Source organism: Anoxybacillus sp. LAT27, assembly GCF_022030075.1.
Classification (GTDB): domain Bacteria; phylum Bacillota; class Bacilli; order Bacillales; family Anoxybacillaceae; genus Anoxybacillus; species Anoxybacillus kestanbolensis.
Genome location: NZ_JAIWYK010000422.1, coordinates 20,654 through 34,958 on the forward strand (window position 1 = coordinate 20,654; position 14,305 = coordinate 34,958).

17 protein-coding genes and 1 pseudogene are annotated in these 14,305 nt (G+C 40.3%); 15 read left to right on the top strand and 3 right to left on the bottom strand.

What is annotated here, in order from left to right; translation table 11 throughout:
• Positions 1 to 8 precede the first annotated feature (8 nt).
• The 11 genes and pseudogenes from LD028_RS10995 to LD028_RS11045 form a co-directional block, all read left to right on the top strand.
• Positions 9 to 1,046, top strand: a pseudogene (locus tag LD028_RS10995) (protein prkA); the annotation flags it as partial.
• Between the two features lie 219 nt (positions 1,047 to 1,265).
• Positions 1,266 to 2,426, top strand: a complete 1,161-nt coding sequence (gene yhbH / locus LD028_RS11000; RefSeq protein ID WP_237811832.1) for a sporulation protein YhbH — start codon at positions 1,266 to 1,268, stop codon at positions 2,424 to 2,426.
• Between the two features lie 144 nt (positions 2,427 to 2,570).
• Complete coding sequence (locus tag LD028_RS11005; RefSeq protein WP_035048092.1) at positions 2,571 to 2,870, top strand: rhodanese-like domain-containing protein; 300 nt, start codon at positions 2,571 to 2,573, stop codon at positions 2,868 to 2,870.
• Between the two features lie 11 nt (positions 2,871 to 2,881).
• Positions 2,882 to 3,463: a sulfurtransferase TusA family protein gene (locus LD028_RS11010; RefSeq protein WP_237811833.1), complete on the top strand. Its 582-nt coding sequence runs from the start codon at positions 2,882 to 2,884 to the stop codon at positions 3,461 to 3,463.
• Positions 3,460 to 3,855, top strand: coding sequence for a DsrE/DsrF/DrsH-like family protein (locus tag LD028_RS11015; RefSeq protein ID WP_006319188.1), 396 nt, complete (start codon positions 3,460 to 3,462; stop codon positions 3,853 to 3,855). The genes LD028_RS11010 and LD028_RS11015 overlap by 4 nt, the downstream gene beginning before the upstream one ends.
• 11 nt (positions 3,856 to 3,866) lie before the next feature.
• Positions 3,867 to 4,094, top strand: a complete 228-nt coding sequence (locus tag LD028_RS11020; protein ID WP_006319187.1) for a sulfurtransferase TusA family protein — start codon at positions 3,867 to 3,869, stop codon at positions 4,092 to 4,094.
• Positions 4,095 to 4,142: 48 nt separating this feature from the next.
• Positions 4,143 to 4,919, top strand: a complete 777-nt coding sequence (locus LD028_RS11025; RefSeq protein ID WP_237811834.1) for a sulfite exporter TauE/SafE family protein — start codon at positions 4,143 to 4,145, stop codon at positions 4,917 to 4,919.
• 82 nt (positions 4,920 to 5,001) lie between these two features.
• Positions 5,002 to 5,229: a glutaredoxin family protein gene (locus LD028_RS11030; RefSeq protein ID WP_077427882.1), complete on the top strand. Its 228-nt coding sequence runs from the start codon at positions 5,002 to 5,004 to the stop codon at positions 5,227 to 5,229.
• A 53-nt stretch (positions 5,230 to 5,282) separates the two neighbouring features.
• Complete coding sequence (locus tag LD028_RS11035) at positions 5,283 to 6,416, top strand: MBL fold metallo-hydrolase (RefSeq protein ID WP_077427880.1); 1,134 nt, start codon at positions 5,283 to 5,285, stop codon at positions 6,414 to 6,416.
• 154 nt (positions 6,417 to 6,570) lie between these two features.
• Positions 6,571 to 7,257, top strand: coding sequence for a zinc metallopeptidase (locus LD028_RS11040; RefSeq protein ID WP_012575871.1), 687 nt, complete (start codon positions 6,571 to 6,573; stop codon positions 7,255 to 7,257).
• A gap of 46 nt (positions 7,258 to 7,303) precedes the next feature.
• On the top strand, positions 7,304 to 8,641 hold the full coding sequence (locus LD028_RS11045) for a hemolysin family protein (RefSeq protein WP_237811835.1): 1,338 nt from the start codon (positions 7,304 to 7,306) through the stop codon (positions 8,639 to 8,641).
• Here the strand turns inward: LD028_RS11045 and LD028_RS11050 are convergent.
• Positions 8,636 to 9,547: an RluA family pseudouridine synthase gene (locus LD028_RS11050; RefSeq protein WP_237811836.1), complete on the bottom strand. Its 912-nt coding sequence runs from the start codon at positions 9,545 to 9,547 to the stop codon at positions 8,636 to 8,638. The two genes, LD028_RS11045 and LD028_RS11050, sit on opposite strands and share 6 nt — an antisense overlap.
• Positions 9,548 to 9,643: 96 nt before the next feature.
• On the opposite strand from LD028_RS11050, the gene LD028_RS11055 reads away from it, so the two are divergent.
• Complete coding sequence (locus LD028_RS11055; RefSeq protein ID WP_012575867.1) at positions 9,644 to 10,045, top strand: YhcU family protein; 402 nt, start codon at positions 9,644 to 9,646, stop codon at positions 10,043 to 10,045.
• 24 nt (positions 10,046 to 10,069) lie between these two features.
• Here LD028_RS11055 and LD028_RS11060 read toward each other — a convergent pair whose 3' ends face one another.
• Positions 10,070 to 10,534, bottom strand: a complete 465-nt coding sequence (locus tag LD028_RS11060) for a thioredoxin family protein (RefSeq protein WP_006319172.1) — start codon at positions 10,532 to 10,534, stop codon at positions 10,070 to 10,072.
• The gene (locus LD028_RS11065; RefSeq protein ID WP_237811837.1) at positions 10,531 to 10,959 is read right to left on the bottom strand and encodes a disulfide formation protein C; all 429 of its coding nucleotides are present in this window, start codon (positions 10,957 to 10,959) and stop codon (positions 10,531 to 10,533) included. Before LD028_RS11065 ends, LD028_RS11060 begins: the two co-directional genes overlap by 4 nt.
• Before the next feature lie 127 nt (positions 10,960 to 11,086).
• Between LD028_RS11065 and LD028_RS11070 the strand changes: the two genes are divergently transcribed.
• The 3 genes from LD028_RS11070 to LD028_RS11080 all read left to right on the top strand — a co-directional run bounded on the left by LD028_RS11070 (position 11,087) and on the right by LD028_RS11080 (position 14,298).
• Complete coding sequence (locus LD028_RS11070) at positions 11,087 to 11,518, top strand: CBS domain-containing protein (protein ID WP_006319170.1); 432 nt, start codon at positions 11,087 to 11,089, stop codon at positions 11,516 to 11,518.
• 233 nt (positions 11,519 to 11,751) lie between these two features.
• Positions 11,752 to 13,518 carry a phospho-sugar mutase gene (locus LD028_RS11075; protein ID WP_255706675.1) on the top strand — a complete coding sequence of 589 codons (1,767 nt, stop codon included), beginning with the start codon at positions 11,752 to 11,754 and terminating at the stop codon, positions 13,516 to 13,518.
• A 72-nt stretch (positions 13,519 to 13,590) separates the two neighbouring features.
• A complete protein-coding gene (locus LD028_RS11080; RefSeq protein ID WP_128999784.1) occupies positions 13,591 to 14,298 on the top strand; it encodes an SDR family oxidoreductase in 708 nt (235 codons plus the stop codon).
• The last annotated feature ends 7 nt before the right edge of the window (positions 14,299 to 14,305 follow it).

Here is a 14,305-nt window from a genome sequence, read left to right on the forward strand (position 1 = left end):
CTATCACTGATGAATTGATTGTTGCTCATACGAATGAAACAGAGTATCGTTCATTTATTGCGAATAAAAAGAACGAGGCGCTTCATTCGCGAATTATTGTCATGCCGATTCCGTACAACTTAAAAGTGTCAGAAGAAGAGCGCATTTATGAAAAAATGATTCGTGAAAGCGATGTGGCAGATGTGCATATTGCCCCGCATACGCTACGAGTTGCTGCGATGTTTACCATTTTAACGCGATTGAAAGAGCCGAAGCGCGGTGATATCGACCTTGTGAAAAAAATGCGCTTATATGATGGAGAGTTAATCGAAGGATTTAATGAAGTGGATGTCGAAGAGCTGAAAAAAGAATATCCAGACGAAGGAATGAGTGGTATTGATCCACGTTATGTTATTAATCGTATTTCGTCTTGTATCATTCGAAAAGAAGTGCCGTCCATTAATGCATTAGATGTATTGCGAGCATTAAAAGAAGGGCTAGAGCATCATCCGTCTATTTCAAAAGAAGATCGGGAACGTTATTTAAATTTCATTTCGATTGCAAGAAAAGAATACGATGAAATTGCAAAACGTGAAGTACAAAAAGCGTTCGTTTATTCGTATGAAGAATCAGCAAAAACGTTAATGGATAACTATTTAGATAATGTAGAAGCGTATTGTAACAAAGCGAAAATTCGGGACCCGCTCACAGGAGAAGAAATGAATCCAGATGAAAAACTGATGCGTTCGATTGAAGAGCAAATTGGCATTTCGGAGAATGCGAAAAAAGCATTTCGTGAAGAAATTTTAATTCGTATCTCAGCATATGCCCGCAAAGGTCAACGATTCGATTACAATTCGCACGAACGGTTGCGTGAAGCGATCCAGAAAAAGTTGTTTGCAGACTTAAAAGATATTGTCAAAATTACGACGTCTACAAAAACACCTGATGAACAACAACTCAAGAAAATTAATGAAGTTGTTGCGCGGTTAATTGATGAGTATGGTTATAACTCCACTTCAGCAAATGAGTTGCTTCGTTATGTCGGAAGTTTGTTAAACCGATAAAGCATGCCGCACTTGGCATGCTTTGTTTTATCATCGTATAAAACAGGCTTGTCCTTCAGAAAGGGATTTGAACAATTTTCGAAATCATTTGTCAATTTTTTTCGGTCGTCGCATAGGATAAAGTAACCAACCATTCATTTATGATTTTTATTAGCCAACATAGTGTATGCGAGGAAAAAGAATTTGTGCATGATTATTTCATATGTAGGAGGGGAAAAAATGAGTAGAAACTTCATTGTGTCAAAGGAAGATTGGTCCCTCCATCGAAAAGGCCACGATGATCAAAAACGGCACGAAGAAAAAGTGAAAGAGGCGATTAAAAATAATCTCGGTGACTTAATTACAGAAGAAAGCATCATTATGTCCAACGGTCGCGACGTCATTAAAATACCGATTCGTTCGTTAGATGAATATAAAATTCGTTACAACTATGATAAAAATAAACATGTCGGCCAAGGCGATGGGGACAGTCAAGTTGGTGATGTTATTGCGCGAGACGGTTCTGGTGACGGTCAAAAAGGACCCGGAAAAGGGCAAGGAGCAGGTGATTTGGCAGGGCAAGATTATTATGAAGCAGAAGTATCTTTAATGGAACTAGAAGAAGCTCTGTTTGGTCAATTAGAGCTTCCTGATTTAAAGAAAAAGCAACACGCCGACCATGTTGTTCAACATATTGAGTTTAACGATATTCGCCGAACGGGATTGATGGGGAACATCGACAAGAAAAAAACAATGATGGCTGCGTTTAAACGAAATGCATTAAGTGGTAATCCAAGTTTTTATCCAATTTATCCCGAAGATTTAAAATTTAAAACGTGGAATGAAGTCATTAAGCCGGATTCGAAAGCGGTTGTCATCGCAATGATGGACACGAGCGGATCGATGGGTGTATGGGAAAAGTATATGGCTAGAAGCTTCTTCTTCTGGATGACGCGATTTTTACGGACGAAATACGAAACGGTCGATATTGTTTTTATCGCGCATCATACCGAAGCGAAAATTGTAACGGAAGAAGAATTTTTTACAAAAGGGGAAAGTGGCGGGACGATATGTTCATCAGCGTATCGAAAGGCACTTGAAGTAATCGAAACAAAATACTCGCCGACAAAATATAATATTTATCCGTTCCATTTTTCCGATGGCGATAATTTAACGTCCGATAACGCCCGCTGTGTCAAGCTTGTGCAAGAGTTAATGAAAGTTTCAAATATGTTCGGATACGGGGAAGTGAATCAGTACAATCGCCACTCGACTCTCATGTCAGCATATAAACATATTAAAGATGAAAAATTTCGCTACTACATTTTGAAGCAAAAGTCGGATGTGTTACAGGCAATGAGGACGTTTTTCCGGAAAGAAGAATTGAAAACACTCGTTTAAATCCTTGTGTCATGCAAGGTTTTTTTTTGGAGAAAAAACAGTTGACAAACGGGTGGGGGTTTTGTAATATACTCATAGAGGTAATGGTAATAAATTATTTTTTGAGATTAAAAATACCCTTATGAGTATAGAGAGGTGAGCGAAATGAAACACATACTTCCACAAGAAGTCGAACAACAATTAAAAGAAGGGCGTGCGCTAAGTATTATTGATGTGCGCGAAGATGAGGAAGTAGCTCAAGGAAAAATCCCAGGGGCTCGTCATATTCCGCTCGGTCAACTGCTTGAGCGGATGAATGAAATTGATAAAAACGAAGAGCATATTCTTGTTTGCCGTTCAGGAAATCGAAGTGGTATGGCTTGTCAACTGTTAGAAAGTTACGGATACCGCGTTGTAAATATGACAGGCGGTATGCTTGAATGGACAGGTGAAATTGAACGATAGGGGGGAATGGAATGACGATTCACGTCGATCTTGTCGTGGATGCAAAGGGACTTACGTGTCCGATGCCGATTGTTCGCACGAAAAAGGCGATGGAACAGCTACAACCTGGCCAAGTGCTTGAAGTGCAAGCGACAGATAAAGGTTCACTTGCGGATATTCAAGGTTGGGCGAAAAACACAGGGCATCAATATATCGGCACGATTGAGGAAGGTGATGTACTGAAACATTATCTTCGTAAAGCAAATCCTACAGAAGTAAGAGAAGAAACAAAATATCCTCACGTTATTGCTTTAGAGGACTTACAAAAGAAAGTAGAAAACAACGAACAACTATTTATTTTAGATGTGCGCGAGGAAGCGGAATATGCGTTTGGTCATATTCCAGGAGCATATCATATCCCGCTCGGACAATTAGAAGAGCGATTAAATGAATTAAATAAAGATGAAACGATTTATGTGATTTGTCGAACAGGTAATCGTAGTGATTTGGCTGCACAGCAACTCGCTGAAAAAGGATTTACACATGTATTTAACGTTATTCCAGGTATGACACAATGGAAAGGAACAATTACTAAAGGGGGAAATGAACAATGAAAAAACGTGTAGCTATTATTGCAGCAAATGGTGGTTTATTTGACGCATATAAAGTATTTAACATTGCAACAGCAGCAGCAGCAACAGAAGCAGAGGTAGCCATTTTCTTTACATTCGAAGGATTAAATTTAATTCATAAAGAAGCGTATAAACAATTGCCACTTCCAGAAGGAAAAGAACAAATTCAACAAGGATTTGCCCAAGCAAACGTGCCATCTATACCAGAACTTGTAAGCATGGCGCAAGAAATGGGTGTGAAATTTATCGCTTGTCAAATGACAATGGATGTTATGGGGCTAACAAAAGAACATTTTGTTGACGGCATTGATGTAGGTGGAGCTGTTACATTCCTTGACTTTGCGAAAGATGCTGACATCACGTTAACATTTTAAGGAGGAAGAACATGAAAGCAGATCTTCTCGTTGATGCAAAGGGTCTTGCATGTCCAATGCCAATCGTTCGCACGAAAAAAGGAATGGACACATTACAATCTGGTCAAGTTTTGGAAATTCATGTAACGGATAAAGGGGCTAAAAACGACTTATCTGCATGGGCAAAGTCAGCTGGTCATGAAATGATCGATATGGTCGAAGAAGGAGACGTACTAAAATTTTGGATTCGGAAAGCGTAATAAGCATCGGGCATATGTCCCGATGCTTCATATAAGGAGTGAATAAGCATGGCCATCGGTTTTATTATTACAATTTTTTTAATTGGATTTATCGGTTCGTTTATTTCAGGGATGGTTGGAATTGGCGGATCGATTATTAAATATCCGATGTTGCTTTACATCCCACCATTGCTAGGTTACGCCGCGTTTAGCGCCCATGAAGTATCAGGAATTAGCGCCATTCAAGTATTGTTTGCGACGATTGGAGGCGTTTGGGCGTACCGTAAAGGTGGATATTTAAATAAAACGTTAATTATTTATATGGGAACGAGCATTTTAATCGGTAGTTTCATTGGTGGTTATGGTTCGAAATTAATGAGCGAAGGTGGCATTAACATCGTTTATGCGGTGTTAGCGACGATTGCTGCGGTGATGATGTTTGTGCCGAAAAAAGGAATTGATAATATTCCACTCGATCAAGTTACATTCAATAAATGGCTTGCAACAGCGTTAGCATTCGCTGTCGGAGTGAGCGCTGGTATTGTTGGTGCCGCAGGGGCATTTATTCTTGTACCAATTATGCTTGTTGTATTAAAAATTCCAACGCGTATGACGATCGCTACATCATTAGCGATTACGTTTATTTCATCCATTGGAGCAACTGTAGGGAAAATTACAACAGGTCAATTTGACTTTTGGACGGCGTTTATTATGGTTGTTGCCAGTTTAATTGCTTCTCCGATCGGAGCGAATGTCGGAAAAAAAGTAAATACAAAAGTATTGCAGTTTATTTTAGCTGCGCTTATTGTAGCAACAGCAATAAAAATTTGGTTGGATATTTTGTAAAAGTTGTTGAAAAGTTCATCCTTTATGTTATAATACGTATAGGGGTATATGGAATACCGAGACATAAAGGAGGAATAATCATATGATTACAGTATATACGACAACAACATGTCCATATTGTACATTATTGAAAAACTTTTTAGCTGAACGCGGCATCCCATTTAAAGAAGTGAATTTGCATCAACATCCTGAGGCTATTGATTATGTTGTTCGCTCAACTGGACAAATGGGTGTGCCACAAACTGAAATTAATGGACGTTGGGTGATTGGATTTGATCCGCAACGCATTATGCAATTGTTACAACAATAATTTTTTTATCTATAAAAATACCCTATAAGGTATAAAGGAGAGGTGGAGAGTATATGGCAGTACATGCATTAACAGCACAGCAAATAAATGAGATGATTGTAAACAAAGAACCATTTTTCTTATTTGACGTTCGCAACGAATCTGATTTTGCTGACTGGAAAATCGAAGGAGAACATATTGAATATTTAAACGTTCCTTATTTTGAACTTATTGATGGTGTGGAGCCTGTGTTAGAGCGTTTACCGAAAGACAAAAAAATCGTCGTCGTTTGTGCTAAAGAAGGTTCTTCGATGATGGTCGCTGACATGCTTGCTGAAAAAGGATTAGAAGTGTTTTATTTAAAAGGCGGCATGAAAGCTTGGAGCGAATATTTATATCCAGTTGTTGTTTACCAAGATAACGACATAAAAGTATATCAATTTATTCGTGTCGGTAAAGGTTGTCTTTCTTACATGGTCGTATCAGGAAAAGAAGCGCTAATCGTCGATCCATCTCGCTTTATTGATGTGTATAAAGAAGTGGCGCAAAAAGAAAACGTAGCGATTACACATATCGTTGATTCGCATTTACACGCGGACCATATTTCTGGTGGATATGAATTAGCGAAACAAACAGGTGCGACGTATTATTTAATGAAGAGTGAAGGGGCAGTATTTGAATTTGAACCGTTAGAAAACCACGATCGCATCGAATTTGAAAAAGTAAGCTTAGAAGTGTTAGCGATTAAAACACCAGGCCATACACCAGGCAGTGTATCGTTTTTCGTAAATAATAAATTGTTGTTCTCTGGCGATACGATTTTCGTTAGCGGTCTCGGGCGACCAGACTTAGGCGGAAAAGCACGTGAGTGGGCAAAAGACTTATACGACACAGTATATAACAAAGTCGCACAAATTGCAGATGATGTCATTGTCCTGCCTGCACACTATGCAAACTTCGATCAAGAAGTGAATGAGCAAGGATATATTGGCAATACGTTAGGAAACATTCGTCAAATGAATGAAATTATGCAAGGAAAAACAGAAGAAGAATTTGTGGAACATGTGGCACAATCGGCATCTTCTGAAACACCGCCAAACTTTGAAGACATTATTGCTATTAACCGCGGCGTAAAAGATGCTACACAAGAGCAACAACAAGAACTTGAAATCGGTCCAAACCGTTGTGCTGTTCACCATACGCATTAAAAAGGAATTTGATTTAACCTCGCGATTTGCGAGGTTTTTTTTCGATGTTGTGAAACTTTTTGGACACAATAGTCGTATGTAATGTATGTGAAGGCATTCTCTTTCATTTTCATTCACTTTCCATTAAAATATAAAGTAACGGAGGGATGATTGTATGTTTTTTCATCCAATGGATTTTTTAATTTTAATCGCCTTCGGGGTATCGATTTGGGCGCAATTTAAAGTAAAAGGAAACTTCAGCAAGTGGTCAGACGTACCTGCTTCGTCTGGTTTGACAGGTGCAGAAGTGGCGCGTCTCATTTTAGATCGCAACGGACTATACGATGTGCCAGTTGAGCTCGTTCCTGGTACGTTGACAGATCATTATGATCCGATTGCACGTGCGGTTCGTTTATCAGAGCCGGTTTACTACGGCCGTTCAATCGCGGCTGTGTCTGTAGCTGCCCATGAAGTTGGCCATGCGGTGCAACATCAACAAGCGTATGGTGCGCTCGTTTTACGTCATCGTATGTTTCCGCTTGTGAATTTTACATCTGGCATTGCGCCGTTCCTTCTTCTTGGTGGCTTTTTAATGCAACAGTTTTCATTGATTGGATTAGGGATCATTTTATTCTCGTTTGCCGTTGCATTCCAAGTTATTACATTGCCAGTTGAGTTTAATGCAAGCTCACGCGCCAAAGACTTTATGATTGCGGAAGGCATTATTCGCAACGAAGAAGAGCGTGGGGTAAATAAAGTATTAAACGCCGCAGCGTTAACATATGTTGCTGCAGCGCTTATTTCGGTGTTAGAATTAATTAAGTATGTGCTTATTTTTGCACAAGGAAACGATGAAGATTAATCAATAGGAGGTGACATCCGCACGCATTCATGCGTGCGGACGTTCGTTGGACATATTTAGTTTATGGATGATTGTTTTTCTTATTGCCTTGACCGGTTTTTTTGTCGCTTCAGAATTTGCGATTGTAAAAGTGCGCCCATCGCGCATCGATCAACTCATGGAGGAAGGAAACAAAAAAGCAGTAGCAGCCAAACATGTCATCACCCATTTAGATGAGTATTTATCTGCAAATCAATTAGGAATTACAATGACATCACTCGGGCTCGGTTGGCTTGGGGAACCGACGGTAGAACGAGCACTTCGCCCACTTTTTGATCAGTGGAACGTATCTTCATCATTTGCACATGGTGCATCATTTATTGTTGCATTTGCAACGATTACGTTCATTCATGTCGTTGTTGGTGAATTAGCACCGAAGACGATCGCTATTCAAAAGGCAGAGGCGATTACATTGTGGACAGCTCGTCCGCTCATGTTATTTTATCGCGTCATGTATCCGTTCATTTGGTTGTTAAATGGGTCTGCGCGTTTAGTCGTCCGTTTATTTGGTTTTCAATTGTCGAATGAAAAAGAATTAGCACATTCCGAAGAGGAATTGCGCCTGCTTTTATCAGCGAGTTATAAGAGCGGGGAAATTAACCACACGGAATATAAATACGTCAATAACATTTTCCGCTTTGACGATCGTGTCGCAAAGGAAATTATGGTTCCGCGCAAAGAAATTATTGCATTAGATGTGAATGACTCCATGGATCACGTGTTGCAAACCATTCGTGAAGAAAAGTATACACGTTATCCTGTCATTGATGGCGATAAAGATCATATTCTTGGATTAGTAAACGTAAAAGAGTTGTTTACGGATCTCGTTGCGAATTGTCACGAACGCAAACAGCTGCGTGATTATATTCGTCCAATTATTCAAGTGATTGAAACGATCCCGATTCAAGATTTGCTTGTGCAAATGCAAAAAGAACGTATTCATATGGCCATTTTAGTTGATGAATATGGGGGTACATCTGGTTTAGTGACCGTCGAAGATATTTTGGAAGAAATTGTAGGGGAAATTCGAGACGAATTTGATACTGATGAAACCCCGCTTATTCAAATGATCGATGACAATCGTGCGATCGTCGATGGAAAAGTGCTTATTAGTGAAATTAACGATTTATTCGGCTTAGAAATTGACGACACAGACGTCGACACGATTGGTGGATGGATGTTAACAGAGCGCTATAACATTCGCCCTGGAGAGCAAATTGAATTTGGTGGCTACGTTTTTAAAGTCTTGCAATTGGACGGTCATCATGTGAAAAAAATTGAAGTAACACGTCTTCCACATAACGTAGATGTGGCAACTGACGTGAATGAAGAGGCAGCGTTATAATAACGTGCCTCTTTTTATGTGACCGAAAATGGTTTCATCAGGCAAAGCGGAACAAGTGATACGCTCCCCAGTAAACGGATGTAGGAACGATAAAGAGAACGCATGTAACGCTTGCCGATCAATCCACGGTTTTCCTCCATATAACGTATCACCAACTAATGGATGGCCAATATAGCTCATGTGGACACGAATTTGGTGCGTTCGCCCTGTATCAAGCGTGAGACGAACAAGTGATACGTGCTTTTGTTTGTCATATTGGAGACGTTCATAGTGCGTGATAGCTGTATCTCCTGTTTTTGATACGCGGCGTCTTGTTGGATGATGGCGATCACGGCCAATCGGTGCTTCGATCGTTCCTTTTTTTTGTTTGACATATCCGTGAACAAGTGCAATATATGTGCGACGAATCGTTCGTTTCGCTAAATATTGATCCAGAATAGCCCCAGCCAGTGCATGCTTGGCGAATAAAATAACGCCGCTTGTATCGCGATCGAGCCGATGAATATGACGAACTTTACTATAAATGCCTTCACATTGAAAGTGGAAGGCTACAGCGTTTGCTAATGTATTTGTTTGATTCGGCTGAGTTGGATGGACATCTATATGCGCTCGTTTGTTAACGACAAGCACATGATCGTCTTCAAATACAATATGAAGCGGTGCGTATGTCGGAGTTGGTTCGATTTGTTCTTCTTTTATACGAACACGAATGCGATCGTTCGGTGAAATGATTGTATGAAAAGGAACGATGTTGTCGTTGATGGCTACACCTTTTGTCATTCGCCATTCGTGTAACATTTTTTTAGGAACGAACCATTTCGTTTGGAATGCTTGTTCGAGCGATAAACCGCTCCATGATTTTGGCGCTTCAAACAGAAGCCAATTTCCTTTCTTTTGCACATTCATTCGTCTCACTCTTTCTGTACAATAAATTACCAACACCATAAAGTGCGTTGATATGTTACAATTTCGTTATACATTAGGAAATGAAATGGAAAAAAGGTGAGGCAATTGAAAACCGTTTACGTTGCTACGGAAGAACAAAAGCAATATATTCATTCGCTTATTGAACAGTTTTATACATGTATTTTTCCAAAATATTTTACAGACGATGAAATTGAAACGTTTCAATCGCTCGGTGTATTACAATTTGAAGCGTCCACATATGACGGAACGTTGAAAGAGGCATTTACGATTATTTCTGCATTGCAATCACTACAAGCCATCATTGAGTTTGTTTCGTTCCATCATCGTTCCGCTCATTATGAACAGCTATTTCAGCGAAATATTGAGCAGCTAGAACAGCATGGTATTAGTTTTCCACTCACTCTTGAACATTTTTTGCATCAAAGAGATGAGTATGTAAGCATGTATATGAAGCCTATTCATGCTTGGGTGATGTAAAAAAGCCTTCGTGATGAAGGCTTTTTATTCCATTTGTTCAAACCATTTTCGAAATACGTCTTCCTCGTAATATCCTTCAATACGCGCGACTTCTTGTCCATTTTTAAAGTGAACAATGGTCGGTGTTGCCTCGATATGATACTCATCCCAACCTTCTTCAAATTCAAGCAGGTTAAATTGTTTTAAGTCAATGCCCATCTTCTGCGCGAGTGGAGCAACGATTGGTGTCGTTTTTTTACAAAATTCACATGTGGAACTGTAAAAGTAAACGGTTATCGTTTCTTTCTTGTTTAATGCTTCTCTTAATTCGTTAGGTAAAATAATGTTTTGATAGTTCGGGTCATCGAGAAGATCGATCGTCGCTGGGTGCAACTCTTCTTTTCCGAATGGATTTCCTTCTGCTTTTTGTTTTTGCGTATAAGACGTAATCCAAGCGAGCGCCCCGAATAAAATGATAATGATCCCACCGAAAATAAGCAATTTTTTCATTCGTCTTTCCCTTCTTTCTCCATTTTTATAAGACGATAGCTTATGATGCTAATGAAAATAAAAGCAATAAGTGCTAAAAACGGAATGGTAATAAATCCGAACCAGTTGATGTACTGTCCTGTACATGGTACAATGCCGCACGATGGAGCTGTATCACGGAAAAATGTTATTTTTTGAATGAGATAATGATAAGAAGAAATCGTGCCACCGATAATAGATAACATTAGTGTGTAACGGGCGATTTTAAAATCTTTGCGCACAAAAGCCATGCCAAGTAAAAATACTTGCGGATACATAAAAATGCGCTGATACCAGCAAAGTTCACATGGAATAAACTTCATTATTTCGGAAAAATAAAGGCTGCCAAGTGTAGCGATTAGCGCAACGATCCACGCAGTTAATAAATGATTTTCTTTCTGCGCCATGATTCCACCTTCTTATTTTTTACTCTTTGTTCATTATAGTACATCAAAAGAAATAATGTAAATTGCGACGATATTTTACTTACATAATGAACGCATGAACGCACACAATAAAAAGCGAAAGGGGAGGATGATATTGAATCATACAGTTGAATCGATTATGACGCGCCAAGTGGCAACGGTCACACCAGATCAGTCCGTTCAAGAGGCAGCACAGTTAATGAACGAACATAACATCGGTGCCATTCCTGTTGTTGAAAACGGAAAAGTAAAAGGAATGATTACTGACCGTGACATCACTCTTCGTACAACAGCACAAGGGTTAACCCCTTCGACACCTGTTTCACAAGTGATGACAAGCGATGTTGTCACAGGTACGCCAAACATGAGCGTGAATGAAGCAGCGAAAGTGATGGCGAAAAATCAAATTCGTCGTTTGCCGATCGTACAAAATAATGAGCTTTGTGGTATTGTTGCACTTGGTGATATCGCAACAAACCAAGCATATGATGAGGCGGCAGAACAAGCGTTATCTGAGATTTCCGAACCTTCATATCATTAAACAAAAAAGGGGCTTCTTTTGAAGGAGCTCCTTTTTATAATTAATTAAAGGATAAAATTTCGGATTCAGGGAGCTGTCTAGCTTCAAGCGCCATCGGCTCGAGTCGCTCCGCCCCACACTGCGGCGGCGACAGCCTCCTCGGTGGGGCTTGTGCGCTCTTCGCCGATAGGCGAGCGCTTTGCGCTTTTCTTATTAAAAAAGGAATTTGTATAAAAAAGCGAGAATAAGTTACAATGAGCAACGGATATGGAGGGATAAACGTGACTTGGAAAACAGTATACGAACGTTGGAAAGAAGCGCAGTTAGATGAAGAACTGCGTGCACATTTAGAGCAACTAGAGCAAGATGAAAAATTGCTAGAAGACTGCTTTTACAAAACGTTAGAGTTCGGTACAGGAGGCATGCGCGGCGAAATCGGGCCGGGAACGAACCGCATGAACATATATACGGTGCGAAAAGCATCGGCAGGATTAGCACGATACATCGCGTCGTTTGGGGAGGAGGCGAAAAGAAGAGGAGTTGTGATCGCGTACGACTCGCGTCACAAGTCGCAACAGTTTGCGATGGAAGCAGCCAAAACGCTTGCCACCCATGGTATTCAGACGTACGTATTCGATGAGCTTCGCCCGACACCGGAGCTTTCATTTGCCGTCCGTCATTTACATGCTTTTTCGGGCATTGTCATTACCGCAAGCCACAATCCACCGGAGTATAACGGTTATAAAGTATACGGAGAAGATGGTGCACAGTTACCGCCACATATTGCTGATGTTGTTATAGAACATGTCAATGCAATTGAAAATGAATGGGAGCTTGCGGTTGAACAAGAAGATGTATTAAAAGAAAAAGGGTTGATTCAAATCATCGGTGCCGAGATTGACGATGCATACATACAAAAATTAAAAACGATTTCGCTACACCCAGAACTCTCTCACGAAGTTGATGTCAAAGTCGTATTTACACCGCTTCATGGCACAGCAAATAAACTCGTTCAACGTGGATTAAAGGAATTCGGCTATGAACACGTGTTTGTTGTAAAGGAACAAGAACAACCGGACCCGAATTTTTCAACGGTAAAGTCACCAAATCCAGAAGAACATGCTGCGTTTGAATTAGCGATTCAGCTTGGAAAACAAGTCGATGCAGACGTGTTAATTGCAACAGACCCGGATGCGGATCGTTTAGGCATTGCGGTAAAAAATGAACAAGGAGAATACATCGTTTTAACAGGCAATCAAACAGGTGGATTGCTACTTCATTACATTCTTTCACAAAAAAAAGAAAAAGGGATATTGCCACCAAACGGGATTGTATTTAAAACGATCGTCACATCTGAATTTGGGCGTGCGATTGCCAAGTCGTTTGGAATCGAAACGATGGATACATTGACAGGGTTTAAATTTATCGGTGAAAAAATTAAACAATATGAACAAACAGGAGAATATGTATTCCAATTTGGATACGAAGAAAGCTACGGCTATTTAATCGGTGATTTTGCCCGTGATAAAGACGCGATTCAAGCTGCTGTGTTAGCTGTTGAAGTGTGCGCGTTTTATAAAAAGCAGGGCTTATCTTTATATGAAGCGCTTATGCAATTGTTTGAGCAATACGGGTATTACCAAGAAGGATTACGCTCGCTCACACTAAAAGGAAAAGAAGGAGCGGAGCGAATCGAGGCGTTACTCGCCACGTTCCGAAATGAACCGCCAACAGTTGTCGGAAAGCAACGTGTCGTTATTCGCGAAGACTACAAAGCGAGCGAACGAGTGTATGTGGATACAGGTAAAAAAGAAACGATCCATTTGCCGAAATCGAACGTATTAAAATATGTGCTAGAAGATGGCTCGTGGTTTTGTGCGCGCCCGTCTGGCACAGAGCCAAAAATGAAATTTTATTTTGGTGTAAAAGGGCAGACACTTGCAGAAGCAAAACAACAATTGGAACAATTAGAAACAGCGGTGATGGAGCGAGTATATACGTTAACAGCTGATAAGGTGTAATGCCTTATCAGTTGTTTTTTGAATGTAGAACAAGTAATATGAAGGCGATGATGTGGAAAGGGTGAGTTCAGCATGTTACAAGGACAAGTAGCAATTGTGACGGGGGCATCTCGTGGCATCGGTTTAGCGATTGCACATAAATTAGCGGAACAAGGGATGCAGCTCGTATTAATCGGTAGTTCGTCGGATATTCACCGTGTAGGTGAGCAATTAAAAGATGTAAAAACGTTTCAAGCAGATGTATCAAATGAACAACAAATGAATGAAGTGGTTGAAGCGACCATAGCTGCATTCGGTCGCATTGATTTGCTTGTGAATAATGCAGGTATTGGTGTATTTAAATCGGTTGAAGAAACGACTGTCGAAGAATGGAAGCGATTGTTTGAAGTAAATGTACAAGGTGTATTTATCGGGACGAAAGCCGTTCTCCCACAAATGAAAAAGCAACGTTCTGGTACGATTATTACCGTTTCATCCGACGTTGGACGATACACCATCGCAAACGGTTCCGCATATACAGCGACGAAATATGCGGTTCAAGGATTTTCAGGAAGTGTGGCTCAAGAAGTGCGCCCATACGGCATTCGTGTCGGTACGATCAATCCGGGGATGGTTGATACATACTTTGCTAACTCGACGCAAGGATTGCCTGAAAAAGCAGAATGGTTAAAGGCAGAAGACGTCGCCGAAGCCGTTGTCTATATGGCAAGCGCACCGAAACATATGTTGGTCGATGAAATCGTATTACATCCGCTTATTCAAACGTATCCGGTCGTATAAAAAGCGA

What these genes read in the sequence shown, in the direction of transcription:
- LD028_RS11005 (WP_035048092.1), top strand. Translation starts at nt 2,571, where the DNA reads ATGAAACACATACTTCCACAAGAAGTCGAACAACAATTAAAAGAAGGG.
- LD028_RS11050 (WP_237811836.1), bottom strand. Translation starts at nt 9,547, where the DNA reads ATGAATGTGCAAAAGAAAGGAAATTGGCTTCTGTTTGAAGCGCCAAAA.
- LD028_RS11030 (WP_077427882.1), top strand. Translation starts at nt 5,002, where the DNA reads ATGATTACAGTATATACGACAACAACATGTCCATATTGTACATTATTG.
- LD028_RS11065 (WP_237811837.1), bottom strand. Translation starts at nt 10,959, where the DNA reads ATGGCGCAGAAAGAAAATCATTTATTAACTGCGTGGATCGTTGCGCTA.
- LD028_RS11020 (WP_006319187.1), top strand. Translation starts at nt 3,867, where the DNA reads ATGAAAGCAGATCTTCTCGTTGATGCAAAGGGTCTTGCATGTCCAATG.
- LD028_RS11025 (WP_237811834.1), top strand. Translation starts at nt 4,143, where the DNA reads ATGGCCATCGGTTTTATTATTACAATTTTTTTAATTGGATTTATCGGT.
- LD028_RS11070 (WP_006319170.1), top strand. Translation starts at nt 11,087, where the DNA reads ATGATATTGAATCATACAGTTGAATCGATTATGACGCGCCAAGTGGCA.
- LD028_RS11040 (WP_012575871.1), top strand. Translation starts at nt 6,571, where the DNA reads ATGTTTTTTCATCCAATGGATTTTTTAATTTTAATCGCCTTCGGGGTA.
- yhbH (WP_237811832.1), top strand. Translation starts at nt 1,266, where the DNA reads ATGAGTAGAAACTTCATTGTGTCAAAGGAAGATTGGTCCCTCCATCGA.
- LD028_RS11075 (WP_255706675.1), top strand. Translation starts at nt 11,752, where the DNA reads ATGAGCAACGGATATGGAGGGATAAACGTGACTTGGAAAACAGTATAC.
- LD028_RS11080 (WP_128999784.1), top strand. Translation starts at nt 13,591, where the DNA reads ATGTTACAAGGACAAGTAGCAATTGTGACGGGGGCATCTCGTGGCATC.
- LD028_RS11010 (WP_237811833.1), top strand. Translation starts at nt 2,882, where the DNA reads ATGACGATTCACGTCGATCTTGTCGTGGATGCAAAGGGACTTACGTGT.
- LD028_RS11060 (WP_006319172.1), bottom strand. Translation starts at nt 10,534, where the DNA reads ATGAAAAAATTGCTTATTTTCGGTGGGATCATTATCATTTTATTCGGG.
- LD028_RS11035 (WP_077427880.1), top strand. Translation starts at nt 5,283, where the DNA reads ATGGCAGTACATGCATTAACAGCACAGCAAATAAATGAGATGATTGTA.
- LD028_RS11015 (WP_006319188.1), top strand. Translation starts at nt 3,460, where the DNA reads ATGAAAAAACGTGTAGCTATTATTGCAGCAAATGGTGGTTTATTTGAC.